Origin of the sequence: Nonomuraea monospora, from assembly GCF_039531895.1 — a bacterium.
GTDB lineage: Bacteria > Actinomycetota > Actinomycetes > Streptosporangiales > Streptosporangiaceae > Nonomuraea > Nonomuraea monospora.
In genome coordinates this window covers 12,747-26,115 of sequence record NZ_BAAAQX010000059.1, presented here as the reverse complement: position 1 = coordinate 26,115, position 13,369 = coordinate 12,747, and the positions used below count along the sequence as shown (strand labels likewise).

General features: G+C 68.5%; 7 protein-coding genes and 1 pseudogene. 5 read left to right on the top strand and 3 right to left on the bottom strand.

Annotation, left to right across the window (positions count from 1 at the left end; all coding sequences use genetic code 11):
- Positions 1–2: 2 nt before the first annotated feature.
- Both ABD331_RS56815 and ABD331_RS56810 read right to left on the bottom strand, forming a co-directional pair.
- Positions 3–431, bottom strand: coding sequence for an MEKHLA domain-containing protein (locus ABD331_RS56815; protein WP_344495243.1), 429 nt, complete (start codon positions 429–431; stop codon positions 3–5).
- A 131-nt stretch (positions 432–562) separates the two neighbouring features.
- Positions 563–1,120: a CHRD domain-containing protein gene (locus ABD331_RS56810; RefSeq protein ID WP_344495241.1), complete on the bottom strand. Its 558-nt coding sequence runs from the start codon at positions 1,118–1,120 to the stop codon at positions 563–565.
- A 356-nt stretch (positions 1,121–1,476) separates the two neighbouring features.
- Between ABD331_RS56810 and ABD331_RS56805 the strand changes: the two genes are divergently transcribed.
- The 4 genes from ABD331_RS56805 (at position 1,477) to ABD331_RS56790 (ending at position 9,370) form a co-directional block, all read left to right on the top strand.
- Positions 1,477–2,439, top strand: coding sequence for an AraC family transcriptional regulator (locus tag ABD331_RS56805; protein WP_344495239.1), 963 nt, complete (start codon positions 1,477–1,479; stop codon positions 2,437–2,439).
- 121 nt (positions 2,440–2,560) lie between these two features.
- Complete coding sequence (locus ABD331_RS56800) at positions 2,561–5,809, top strand: ATP-binding protein (RefSeq protein WP_344495237.1); 3,249 nt, start codon at positions 2,561–2,563, stop codon at positions 5,807–5,809.
- Between the two features lie 192 nt (positions 5,810–6,001).
- Positions 6,002–7,282 carry an MFS transporter gene (locus ABD331_RS56795; RefSeq protein ID WP_344495235.1) on the top strand — a complete coding sequence of 427 codons (1,281 nt, stop codon included), beginning with the start codon at positions 6,002–6,004 and terminating at the stop codon, positions 7,280–7,282.
- A gap of 123 nt (positions 7,283–7,405) precedes the next feature.
- Positions 7,406–9,370 carry a GMC family oxidoreductase N-terminal domain-containing protein gene (locus ABD331_RS56790; protein WP_344495233.1) on the top strand — a complete coding sequence of 655 codons (1,965 nt, stop codon included), beginning with the start codon at positions 7,406–7,408 and terminating at the stop codon, positions 9,368–9,370.
- A 269-nt stretch (positions 9,371–9,639) separates the two neighbouring features.
- On the opposite strand, the gene ABD331_RS56785 is transcribed toward ABD331_RS56790, so the two are convergent.
- Positions 9,640–12,816, bottom strand: coding sequence for an ATP-binding protein (locus ABD331_RS56785; protein WP_344495231.1), 3,177 nt, complete (start codon positions 12,814–12,816; stop codon positions 9,640–9,642).
- 274 nt (positions 12,817–13,090) lie between these two features.
- On the opposite strand from ABD331_RS56785, the pseudogene ABD331_RS61225 reads away from it, so the two are divergent.
- Positions 13,091–13,217, top strand: a pseudogene (locus tag ABD331_RS61225) (IS701 family transposase); the annotation flags it as partial.
- Positions 13,218–13,369: the final 152 nt, after the last annotated feature.

Sequence of the window (13,369 nt, the reverse complement as noted above, 5' to 3'; positions counted from 1 at the left end):
TGTCAGGCGTCTCGCCAGTGCTGGAAGCTTGCCGCCTGGCCCACGAGCCGGTTCCCGTCGACCAGGTTCCACATCGTCACGTCCTCGATCCAGAACCGGCGGCCGGACTTGGCGATGCGCTGTCCCCGATAGCCTGTCGCGAAGCCGCCGCGGTGCACGGCGTCCAGAAGGTGCTGGCGGTCCTCCTGCCGGTCCGGCTCAGCTGAGAGCCGGGAGGGCAGGCCGATGAATTCCGCCCAGTCGTAGCCGAAGCATCGCTGGGCGGTGAGGTTGGCGTAGGTGAAGCGGGGGTCGTCTGCCGCGTCGTGCGCCAGTACGCCGAAGGGCGCGTCCTCGTACAGCCAGTGGGCGGTGGCGTGGGGACCGCCCAGAGGAGTGCCGACGAAGCGCAGGTGGCAGCTCGCCAGCAGATCGAAAAAATCGGAAGTCACGCAGTAGCCCCATTCTCTGTCTTCGCTCCTCAGCCGGAGCAGGCCCGGGGCTCGTACGTCGGCGGAGCCATGCCAGGACAGGGTGCCTCGTACCGCGTCCGGGCATGGCCGGCCCGCTGCGGGCCTGAGATTTACCAGCGGCTGCCGTCGTGGAGTTGGCCACGGACCGCGCCGTCGGGGAACTCGGCGGTGTGCAGGTTGGCGTACCAGTTCTTGGGATTCCTCCTGATGTCCTTGAGCAGGCTGCTCCTGACACGCACGGAGCCGGAGGCGAACTTGCCGCGAATGTCGCCCCTGGACAGCAGGTCGATGACGACGGGACCGTTCGTGCCCGTCTTGCCCCGGTGGATGTGGAAGGCGGTGGGCCTGCCGGTCTTCCGCCACTCGACGAAGTAGTACAGACGGGTGCCGCTGATGCGGAACTTGGCGACCGCCACCCCGTTCGGGTCGTCGACCTTCTTGCCTCGTTCGCGCACCTCGTTCCTGCCGAGGAGCCCGGCGGCCAAGTAGTACTTCCTGGCCGTGGTGCTCGTGTGACCGTGCTCGGTGGAGACCGTGACCACTGTGGCCGGCTGGGACGCGGCGGACGCCGGGGTGGCCATCACCGTGCCGGCGCCCACCACGGCGAGCGCTCCTGTCACGGCCGCGCCTTTGAGGAGGCGCTGCCACGTGATTCGTCCGTTGCTCATCATTGATCTTCTTTCCTGGCATTCTCTGGTGGCATGTTTTGCCACTCGCAGACAGTAATAGTGACGATAGTCGGTGTTCTGCGTAAAAATTCACATAAGCCCTTGTGATTAAGCTCATATGGCTTTGCGCAAGAAGCTCGACGAGAGGGGCGTAGCGTGCAGGAATTCAGTAAAAATTCACTAGTCGCCACCGTGTTATCGCACGTCGCAGGCCGTTACGGATAAATGCATCGCTCGAAAGAGGCGCAGTCTGAGGGGAATCCAGTGTATTTTCACTATTTCTCAACCGGTCGACTAACATCAAGGGTGCCGTACGTGTCCGGCGCCGGGACGGTTCGTGATCGCGGGGGGCCATCATGACGACTTCGGAGATTGAGCATCGGGTGAGCTCGGCGGATCTCGTTGCGGCGCTGACCACGCGTACGACCAGGATCGGTGGCAACGACGGCGGCTGGCCCGGCCTGACGCTCTACCGCTACATCGAGCCGACGGCGCCCGCCTGGGAGGAGATCCAGTCACTGTCGCTCGGGATCGTCGCGCAGGGCAGCAAGGCGGTGATCGTCGAAGACGAGCGATACGTCTACGACCCGTTCCATTACTTGGTCCTCAGCAGCAACCTGCACTTCCAGGCCGAGGTCCTGCAGGCTGATGCCGAGCAGCCGTTCCTGTCCTTCGTGCTGGAGATCGATCCCACGCTGGTGCGCAAGGTCTCCACCGACATGCTCGGCCGGCGGGCGGGCTCCTTCGGCGCGGCTACGGAGGAGCAGGGCGAGACTGCTTCGTGCGTCGTCTCCCCGCTCGACCCGGAGCTCATGGCGGCGGTCCTGCGGTTCCTGCACTCGCTCGACAGCGACGCAGACCGGCGGGTGCTGGCGCCGATGTGCGTCGAGGAGATGGTCTACCGCGTGCTGCGCCGCGAGCAGTTCTCCCGGATGCTGCACATCGCGGCCAGGCAGACCGCGCACACCCCGATCTCTGCCGCGCTCGCGTTCGCGCGGGCGCACTACGCGGAGCCCTTGACGGTCAGCGACCTGGCCAGGCAGGTGGCCTTGAGCCCGTCCGCGTTCTCGGCCTCCTTCCGGGAGATGACCGGGCGCACGCCGTACCAGTTCCTCAAGGAGTACCGGCTCGACCGGGCCCGCGAACTGCTGCTCGACCGCGGGATGACGGTCGCCGAGGTGAGCCGTCACGTGGGCTACGCCAGCGTCTCGCACTTCATCAAGGAGTTCCGCAACCGCTTCGGCGTGACACCGAGGGCGTACGTCGACGCGTACCTGGTGGAAGCCGAGTTGCGCAGAAGGCAATCGGACCTCGAATGAGGCGCCGACGGGTCGCCGGAAACGGGCACTGATCCAGGAGGATCGCAGTACCCACCGGCTTCGCGGCCAGCTTGACTGAACAGTCTCTGTGAGCTGACCCGACATCCAAGGTGGTACCCGCGTGGCTTCCCCCATCCCTCCCATCGGCAGCGGCGGCGAGGATCGGTCGGATGTCGGCAACGGCCTGCACTTCCAGATTCTTGGCCCGCTGCGGCTCTGGCGGGATGGTCTCGAGCTGGACCCCGGCCCACGGCAGCAGGCCTTCTTGCTGGCTCTTCTCCTAGCCAGAGAAGGACGGCCGATCAGCACCGACGAGTTGATCGATGTCATCTGGGACGATGACCCGCCGGCCAGCGCACTCAACGTCATTCACAAATACGTCGGTTCGCTGCGCCGGCTGCTGGAGCCCGCGCTCTCGGTGCGGGACTCCGGCTCGTACCTGCATCGGCGTGGCAACGGCTATCTGTTCACGGCAGCAGCCGGGACACTGGATCTGGTCGTCTTCCAGGACCTCGTCGAGACCGCTGGGGCGGCGCTGGCGAGGGAGCAGCACGAGATGGCTCTCGACTGTTATGTGCGGGCGCTGGAGCTGTGGCAGGGCTCGGCGGGCGACGGGCTGCGCCAGGGACCGACCCCGACGCCGATATTCGCCATGCTGGACGGCCGGTACTTCGATGCCTGCACGGTCGCGGCCAAGCTCGCGATGTCGCTGGGACAGCCGGAGCGGGTGCTGCCCTCCCTGCGTCTGGCCGCCAGGATGGCGCCCCTGCACGAGCCGGTGCAGGCGAGCCTCATCTCCGTCCTGGGCGCTACCGGGCGGCAGGTCGAGGCACTGGCGGTGTTCCGCGCGGTCCGCACCCGCCTCGCCGACGACCTCGGCATCGACCCGGACCAGGCCCTGGCCGCCGCGCACCGCCGGGTGCTGAACCAGCACCTGGCGGCGGCCGAAGCGGCGGTCGCAGATCCGCCGGTCGGCGAGGCGCGAGTCACGGCAGGATCCGGGACACCGTTGGGGAGCGCCCTGGTCGGCAGAGCCGAAGAACTGACTCTACTGCGGCAGGCGATCGAGCCGGCGTTCGCGAACGGCAGCGGAGTCGTCGTCCTGGAAGGCGAGCCGGGAATCGGCAAAACCCGCCTGCTCCAAGAGCTCACCGCCGAGGCGGCTCGGCGCGACGCTGCGGTCGTCTGGGGTCACTGCCTGCTTGACGAAGGAACACCGTCGATGTGGCCATGGATCCAGGTCATCGGTGCGGTGATGGCTGAGTTACCCGACGCGGAGCGGAAAAGGTGGCTCGGCGGCGAACTCGGCGGCCTCCTGCACCCGAACGGCGACGCGCTCGACGAGTCGGTGGCCTCCGACAGCGGTGCCCGGTTCCGCCTCTTCGAGGCGGCCGTCGCTGTCATCGGCCAGGCCGCGGCGCAACGGCCCCTGGTCCTCGTGATCGACGATCTCCAGTGGGCGGACATCGCATCGCTGCACCTGTTCACCCACCTGGCGGCCCGGCTGCCAAGTGGAACCGTGGTCATCGGAGGGCTGCGTGACCGGGCGCCCACACCCGGATCAGCGCTGGCGCGCACCCTTGCCGCGGCGAGCCGGGTGCCCTGCCACTACCGTGTCCGGCTCGCTCCTCTCGGCTTGGCCGAGGCGGCCGAGCTGGTCCGCCGCGAGATCGGCCAGGACCCGAACCCGGGTGCCATGCGTGATATCCACACGCGGACCGCCGGCAACCCGTTCTTTCTGCGGGAGATGGCCCGGCTGCTGGCCGACGGTGGCGTGCTCACCGAGGACGCCGTGGCACGCGCGGGAGTCCCTGTCACCGTGCTGGACGTCGTCCGTGACCAGATGGCCGTACTCGACGACCGAGCCAGGGATCTGCTGCAGATCGCCGCGTTGATCGGCAGGGACGTGGATCTCAGCCTCCTCGCCGGCGTCGCCGGCCTCGACGTGCAGACCTGCCTTGACCGCCTGGATCCCGTGGAAGCGCTCGGCCTGCTCGGACCCTCGCCCGATGACCCGTTCTCGTTCCGGTTCTCGCACGACCTGGTCCGTGAGTCGATCTCCGAGACCACGCCGCCGAGCCGGTCAGTCCGGCTGCACCTGCGCGTCGCCGACGCGCTCGCGCGCGCCGACTCCCGCAGCGGCCCCGTCGCCGAGCGCATCGCCCACCACCTGTGGTCCGCCGGCCCGCTCCCCGATCCGCGCAGGACCGCGACGGCGCTGGTGCGCGCTGGCCGTCACGCGGCGGCCAAATCCGCGCTCGAGTCCGCCGAGCGGCAATTGCGATCGGCCGTCCAGGTGGCGCGGACGGCGAATCTCGCCGAGCTGGAGCTGTCCGCCCTGTCCCAGCTGATCGCGGTCGTAGGCATGCGCGTGATGTACGGCACCTCGGCCGTGGACCTCCTGGAGCGCGCGGAGCACCTGGCCCGTGGCCTCGGTGAGGAGCTCAACGCCACCGTCTTTCTCTACTCTCGCTGGATGGCGCACGCGCAAGGCCTTGAACAGGACCGCAGCGCGCAACTGGCACGCCGATTGCTACAGCAGGGCGAGACCTCCTCAACGCCGCTCGTCCGCGCGTACGGCCGACAGGCATGGGGGCTCCAATGCTTCAGCGACGGGAACATGAGTGAGGCCTTCCGCCACTTGAGCGAGGCGAGCCAATGTCTGCTGACCCGCGTCGTCGAGCACGAGGAGGATCCCGTCTGGTACGACCAGAAACTGCTGATGATCGGTATGCTCGCGGAGGCGACCGCAATGCACGACGATGTCGGGCGCGCGCGATCCTTGCTTGACCGGCTGGAGGCCGCCGGCGACGATCCCTTCACCACGACGGTCTGGGCCGCCCATACGGCGCGGACGGAAGCCGCGATCGGTGACCCGGTCCGGGCCCTGCGCGCGGCGGAACGTGGGATTGCCGCCGACCCCGACTTCTCCTTCGTCTTCCTCGGCACCTATCAGCGCCTGGTCCGGTACTGGGCGCTGGCCATGACCGGCAGGGATCCAGTCGGTGCCGCGGAGCGGGCCGAGCGGCTCATCGCCACCAACCTCCTCGATCCGCCACGTGCCAGCGTCTCGATGTTCTTCGGGCTTCTGTGCGAGATGTGGCTGGCCGCCGGAGCGCTCGACAGGGCCGCCACGGCCCTCGACCGGGCCGATGCCTGCCTCGATCTCTACGATCAACGCTACCCGGAAGGGCTGCTGCTCCTGCTGCGGGCACGCCTGCTGCTGGAAACGGGGGAGCCCTTCGACGCGGTCAAAGCCGCCGCCGAAAAGTGCCGCACGCTGTCTCGCGAACGCGGGACCCACCTGTTCGCACAGCGCGCCGAGCAGTTCCTGGCCACGCTGGACCACAACCAACCGGCCGTTCCCTGATCAACGTCGGTGGAGCAGGGGAGGGCCCTGTCGAAGTTGAAGACGAGGGAACTGATCGTGAAGTCGCCGTGCACCGATAGTCAACTCCCCGAATCTACGCTGATCAACCACTGCTGAATGGCTCCGGACCCATGACCTCCATCCGCGGTACGCCGCGCGCTGAATCCACGCTTCCCCACTGAGGACGGGATCTTGCATCACCACGCATACCAAGGCCAGTGCACCGCCGAAGAGAGCCGGCACACCTCGGCGAAGTCGCTCATTCGCAACCCGAAGCTGGCGCTGTTCGCGCTGGCGCTGGGCACGTTCGCGATCGGCACCGGCGAGTTCGGCAGCAACGGCATCATCCAGCTCTTCGCCTCCGACCTGGAGGTGTCGATTCCGGTCGCGACGTACGCGATCACCGCGTACGCCTTCGGGGTGATGATCGGCTCGCCGGCGATCACCCTGCTCGCCGCCCGGGTCAACCGGCGCACCCTGCTGCTCGGCCTGATCGTGCTCTTCCTGGCCGGCAACGCGCTGTCCGCGCTGGCCCCGAACCTCGCGCTGCTCATCGTCTTCCGGTTCGTCGCCGGCAGCGTGCAGGGCGCATTCTTCGGCGCCGGAGCCGTTGTTGCGGCCTACGTGTACGGCCCCGGCAAGGGCGGCAAGGCGTTCGCCACCGTCATGGGCGGCCTCACCGTCGCCACCGTCGTCGGGTCGCCGCTGGGCACGTTCGTCGGCCAGAGTGCCGGCTGGCGCACCATGTACTGGGCAGTGGTCGCCATCGGCCTGGCCGCCGGGGCGGCCCTGGTGGCCTGGCTGCCGCGCACCGATGACCTGCGCGGCGGCTCCATCACCGGCGAGCTGGCGGCCCTGCGCCGGGTCAATGTCTGGCTGATGGTCGCCGTCGCAGCGTTCGGCATCTCCAGCATCTTCGCCGTCTACACCTTCATCGGCCCGTTCATCACCGACGCCGCACTGCGGGACGCCTCACTCATCCCCATCGCGCTCGCCATCTTCGGCCTCGGCATGGCAGCCGGCAACCACCTCGGTGGCAGCGTCGCCGACCGGTACGTCAACCGCGGCCTGACCTGGGGATACGGCGGAGTCCTCGTGCTTCTGGCGCTGATCGGCGTGGCCGGCGACAACCTGGCCGTCCTGCTGCCCTGCCTGTTCGGCGTCGGCGCGACCATGATGTTCGCGATCCCCACCATCCAGGTCCGGCTCACCGCCTTCGCCCCGGACGCCCCGGCCCTGATGGGCGCGCTCAACCTGGCCGCACTCAACCTGGCCAACTCGCTGGGCGCGATCGGCGGCGCCATCACCCTGGACGTCGGTTGGGGCACCCTGTCCACCGTCTGGGCCGGCTTCGCCCTCACCACCGCCGGCCTGCTCCTGTACGTCGTGACCATCGGCCGGGCGAAGCCGGCGCCCGTACCCCGGCCGGGCAACCCGGCACCCCGGCAGGAGATGCGGGCCGATCCAGCGTGACGGCGTGATCTCCTCCGCACCCATTCCACTGATCGTATTCGCGGATCACCCGTCTGATCAGCACAAGCATCTCCACCCCCGTTGTCGTCTTCTGGCCGGCAACCAATCACCCGAGGAGCTCATATGCCCGCGCTCGACGGCACCTGCCGAGCTACGCTGACCGCGCTGTGCGACACGTTCTTTCCAGCGGCACCGCACGCTGACGACCCAGATCCCTTCTGGTCCCGAACCGCGTCCAGCTTCGGTGTCGACGCCGCCGTCGCGCAGCTGCTCGACGCCCTTCCGGACGATCAGCGCAACGCGCTCGCAGGCTTGGTGGACGCATTCACCGCCACCGGCTTCGCTTCCCTTCCGGTTACGGCCCGTGAGGAAGCAGTGGCCGCCGTCGCGCAGTCGTCGTCCCAGGCGGCGGGCGGCGTCGCCGCGCTGCGGCGGATGACCTACCTGCTGGCCTACAGCCTGGTTGATGCCGACAACCGGAACCCCAACTGGCCGGCGCTGGGCTACCCCGGCCCGCTCTCGCCCCCTCCGCGCAAACGACCGTCGGCCCTGATCACCGAACCGGCCGGCGACCGCATCGACCTGGAGGCCGACGTGGTCGTGGTGGGCTCCGGCGCCGGAGGGTCCGTGGTAGCCGCCGAGCTCGCACAGCACGGCGCCCGCGTAGTTGTTCTGGAAGCCAACGCCCATCACGACGAAGCCGACTTCGACCAGACCGAACTACACGCGTACAACAACCTGTTCTGGCGCGGCGGACCGCAGCCAACGGCCGACGCGAACGTCACCCTCCTGGCAGGCTCCACGGTCGGCGGCGGCACCGTCATCAACTGGGCCGACTGCCTGCACACCCCGGCCGCGGTCCGGCAAGAATGGGCCGACAGGTTCGGCCTCAAGGACCTGACCTCACAATCCTTCGACGCGCACCTCGACGCGGTGTGGACGCGCCTTTCAGTCAACGACCGGAACTCCGACTACAACACGCCCCACCAGCTGATCGCCGAGGCGGCCACGGCACTCGGCTGGCATTTCGACCGGGTGTTCCGCAATTCCGACCAATCCACGTACGACATGACATCGGTCGGCTACATCGGCTTCGGCGACCAGACCGGATCCAAACAGTCCACGATGCTGACCTATCTTCCTGATGCCGTAGCGGCTGGCGCGACGGTGATCGCCCGCTGCACGGTGGATCGGGTGCTCGTCGAGAACGGCTCCGCACGAGGCGTACAGGGCACCTATCGCTCGTCCGACGGCCATGTGCTGCCGGTGACCGTGGAGGCTCCGCACGTGGTGGTGGCAGCAGGGGCTCTGGAATCACCTGCGCTGCTGCTCCGGTCCGGGATCGGCGGTCCGGCAGCCGGGCAACACCTCCGGATCCACCCGTCGCTCGTCACGGTCGGAATACACGACCGGGACACGGAACCCTGGATCGGCGCTCCTCAGGCGCTGGTGATGGACAATTTCGCGGATGGCCCGGACGGCTACGGCTTCCTTATCGAGCTCATCCAGTTCATGCCAGGACTGATCGCGGCCGCGCTTCCGGCCGACTCCGGCGCCGCGCACAAGCAGGAGATGAGCGAACTCCGCCGTGGCGTCCCCTTGGTGACGCTCGTACGGGACCACGGCGGGGGCCGGGTGACGATCGGCGACGACGGCGCCGCCGTCGTGGAATACACACTCACCGACCCGGTCGACGTGCGCAACACACGGGAGGCGATCCGGGCAATGGTGCAGTTGCACGTCGCATCGGGCGCCCGGCGGATCATCCCGTTCGCCACGGGAGCACCGCAGTGGCACGCGGGCGACGACGTTGACTCCTACGTGGAGAGCCTCACGGCGATTCCGCTGGCAGCAGGTGGTTGGGGTATCACGTCCGCCCACCAGATGGGCACCTGCCGGATGGGTGACGACCCGGCCACCTCGGTCGCCAATCCGCGTGGGGAACTGCACGACGTCAGGGGCGTCTGGATCGGTGACGCCTCGGCGTTCCCCACCCCGAGCGGCGTGAATCCGATGATCACGATCATGGCGCTTGCCCGGCGCACCGCTGCTCATCTGCGCGAGTCGCTGGGGTACGCAGCGACGTAGTGCTTGGCGCCTGCGCGCCTTCTCCTGGCCTCGGCGATTCACGCGGCTGATTCGAGCTCTGCCTGCAAGGGCTGATGTCACCCGGCAAGAGGTACATGACCGGGGCGGGTGCTCTCCGATGCGGGCGTGATGATCGCCTATAGGGACCCTGCGGGGGCTGGCCCACGGGCATCGGGGTTCCGGGCCAAGCTTCACCGGCGGGCGGCGGGCCTGCCGCCGTTTCGATGGCATGATCTAGATCATCCTCGGAACCCGGAGGATGTGACCTGTCAGTCGGCGGCCGGTGGGTCGCCCAAGGTGGCCAGGAACTCCTCCGCACGCTGTGCGAACAAGGAGGTGCCACGTTCGGCGGACACCGTACGGGATCTGTCGGCGACCGCCCTGACCTCGGCGACGGGTTTCCCTCTCGCGTGCAGCAGCCGTGCCCGTAGCAGCAGGAGCAAGCCCTCTGCGAAGCGTTCATCGTACAGATCGAGGCAGGCCTCGGCCCGGTCGAGGGCCGTGGCGGCCTTATCGAGCACCCCGGCGACCAGCCACATCTCACAGAGATATCCGGTGAAGATCGAGACACTCGCCCGCTGCGGATTGAGGAGGTTGGTGGCGACCAGCCGCTCGGCCTGCTCCGCAGCGCCGGCCGGATCCTGGCCGGTCTTGGCGAGCGCCCAATACCGGATCAGCCGTTGGTAGGTGCCGAGGAAGACGAAGGAGAAGTCGGGGTCGGCGGCGATCCCACGTTCCGCCGCGTGCAGGGCTCGGACCGGGTCACCGATTGACGCCTCCGTCCGCGTCGTGTGGGCGGCCCACACCGTGACCGTGAACGGGTCGTCGCCGGCGGCCTCCAGGACGTCGAGCAACGATCGCGCGCCGTCGATGTCCCCGCGCATCGCGGTCGTCTCCGCGAGCTTCCCGATCATCAGCAGTTTCAGGTCGTACCAGACGGGATCCTCCTCGCGCCGGCCCCCGCGGGTCATCAGGATGCGGCCCGCCTCGCTCAGGCAACGGAACGCCTCCTCCATGTCTCCATCGGAGAATTGCTGCAGTCCCCATGTCTGCAGGCCGTACGCGCGCACGAGCGGATCGGAGGATGTTTCGCCCTGTTCCAGCATCCGTCGCGCCAGCGGTCTGCTGCGATCTCCCTCGAGGCCTTGCGCATGCGCCGCCCAGCGGGAGTAGAGGAAGACGGTGGCATCGAGTTCCCGCTCAAGGCTTCTGGCCAGTTGCTCCGCTCGTTCCAGCAGATCGACCGCCGAGGTGCCTGCGTGCATCGTCAGCATCCCCCTGATCGCGATCAGCTGGGACAGGGTGGACAACTCCAGCTCGGCCAGGCTCGCCGCCCGCGCGACCTGCACGGCGGTCCGCAACTGCCGCTCGGCGGCCTCGAACGCGAACTTGGTCGCGGCGCGGCGGCCCGCGCGTACCAGCGCCGCCACGGTCCTACTCGGATCGGCGAGCGGGCCGGCAGACCACAGATGGTGAGCGGCTCGCTCGGCGGCATGGTCGCCGAGCGACCCGGTGCGCTCAAGCACGTCGGCGATGCGTAGGTGCAGCCGGGGTGTGCGCGACTGCAGTGTCGTCCTCGCGACTGTTTCGCGGACCAGGTCGTGCGAGAAGCGAAAGGAAGACGGGTTTCCGGGTGCGGGTTCGAGCAGGCCAAGCGCTGCCACAGGCTCCAGATGGTCAAGAGAGGCCTGGATGTCAAAGCCGGATACCTCGGCAAGCAGGCGGAGGTCGATGTCGCGGCCGATGAGCGCGGCGAATTGCAGCAGCCTCCGGGCTCCTTCGTCGAGGCCGGCCATCCGGTCGCGCACCACGTCGAGCACGGTGGACGGCACCCCGGCCCGAGCTGAGGCCTCGTTCTCGCCGAGCATGCCGCCAGTGCTGCGGAGCAGCGACAGTTCGCGAACGAAGAACGGGTTGCCCGCGGTTCGGGCGTGGATGTCGCGGGCGGCGTCCGGGCTGGGCGTCTGGCCTGTCTCCTCGTGAACGAGTTCGGCCACCTCGGCCGGGCTGAGCGGGCCCAGATGGATGCGGCGCTGGCCGGAGACCCGGCTGACCGCGGCGAGCATCCGCGACAACTCCGTACCCGGCACGGGCGCACGGTCACGCAGTGCCCCGATGACCATCGCGCCGGTCGGCAACCGCGCTGCCAGGTGGCTGAACAACTGCAACGAGGTGACGTCGGCCCATTGCAGGTCGTCGATGACGAGCAGCACCGGCCGCAGCGCGGAGACCTCGCTGATGGCGCCCACGACCTGTTCGAACAGCCGGAACTGGGCACCGCCGTCCGGCAAGGCTAGTCCGGCGGCGCCTTGGTCGCCCGGGTCGAGCAGTTGGCCGAGTTCGGTGGCCAGCCATTTCTCCTGCGCTGTGGTGGGCAGCGCGCCCAGCACCATGCCGGCCGCCTGCACCCAGGGCCACATCGAGGGTGTGCCGTCGCCCTCCAGACAGCGGCCCCACACGACGAGCGCACCACGCCCTTCCGCTTCGGTGGCGCTCTCTTCCAGCAGGCGAGTCTTGCCCACCCCGGGCTCACCCTCGACGATGACCAGCCCTGTGCCGCCGGCCAGCGTAGTCTCGGCCGCCTGCCGAAGCACGGCGAGCTCTGCGACCCGACCGACCAGACCCACAGCGGGCGGCTTGGCAGATGCGAGAGTTCGTTGCCGAGGGGCGGATGGTTGCTTGGTGGACTGTCCGTCGGTCATCCGCACCGGCGAGGCTGGGGTGTTGTTCAGTACCCGCGGGCGCGCGGCCCGCAGCGCAGGGCCGGGATCGATGCCGAGCTCCTGGATAAGGCGGGTGTGGATCGTCTGATACGCCACCAGCGCCTGTGCCTGCTGCCCGGCTGCACCCAGGGTGGTGATCAGGCTGGCGTGCACAGGCTCGTGCATCGGCGCCATCGTGGCGGCCAGCTGCAACGGCGCCAGCACGCGCTCGGGCCGGCCGAGAGAGATGGCGAGTTCGGCGGCCGCCACACATGCGGTCAGGAACTCGTCGTCGAGCCCCGAGAAGATCGACATTGCGGCCGGGCCGTAGGCCAGGCCCTCGCCTGCGGAGCCGTGCCACAATCTCAGCGCCTCCACGTAGCGGTCCAGCGCCGCCTCATGCTGCTGCTGCGCGACGGCCTGTCCGGCGGCTTGGACGAACTCCCGAAAGACCGCCAGATCCAGCATGCCGGTGCTGGCCTCGAACAGGTAGCCGTTACTGCGGCGCCGCAGGTAGGAGCCGCTGCCGCGGACCGGCAGTGTGGGCTCCAGGAGGCGCCGCAGCGTGCCGACGTACTTGTGGATGACGTTGACCGCGCTGGCGGGAGCGTCATCGTCCCAGATCAGATCGACCAGCTCGGCCGTGCTGATCAGCTGCCCTTCCCGGGCCAGCAGCAGCGCGAGGAGATAGGCCTGCTGCCGTGGACCCGCATCCAGTTCCTCATCGCCACGCCACAGCCGCAACGGACCGAGAATCTGCAGCCGCAGTCCGCTGTTGGCTACCGATCCGGCTTCGCCACCCGCTGGATGACTTGGCACAGTCACGCCGGTTCGACCTCCTGGACTGCTGGGACAGCATAGGTGGCGAATATTGTGCCATAGGGTCTGATCTGGAGTTTTGCCGCGTTCGATGGCTCGGCTCCGGCAGGATGGCTCTGCGGCTGTGTATTTGATCGTCTTACGGGCGCTCGGTTGGTGTCCCCAGTGACCGTGATGGCGGGACACCGACCTACAGGCCCTGACCGACCGCCTCGCCGGACCGCTGTTCACCCGGCCCGAATCGCGCCGTCTTCGGTGGCCTGGTCCGCGCGCTACTCAGCGACGCGCCCCGGAAGAACTCCTGGCGGCTGTCCGACCACATCGGCCGTCGGGCGAAAGGTGAGTGACTGCGGTCACGGATCACCCTTCTCATCGCGGGCAGAATTGAACGTCGTGACGCGGGCGCGCCGGTCCGCATGTGGCGGACCGGCGCACCGGTCTTTCGTCGTGCCCGGATCACCTCATGAGAGAGGGCCGA

What these genes read in the sequence shown, in the direction of transcription:
- ABD331_RS56805 (WP_344495239.1), top strand. Translation starts at nt 1,477, where the DNA reads ATGACGACTTCGGAGATTGAGCATCGGGTGAGCTCGGCGGATCTCGTT.
- ABD331_RS56810 (WP_344495241.1), bottom strand. Translation starts at nt 1,120, where the DNA reads ATGAGCAACGGACGAATCACGTGGCAGCGCCTCCTCAAAGGCGCGGCC.
- ABD331_RS56790 (WP_344495233.1), top strand. Translation starts at nt 7,406, where the DNA reads ATGCCCGCGCTCGACGGCACCTGCCGAGCTACGCTGACCGCGCTGTGC.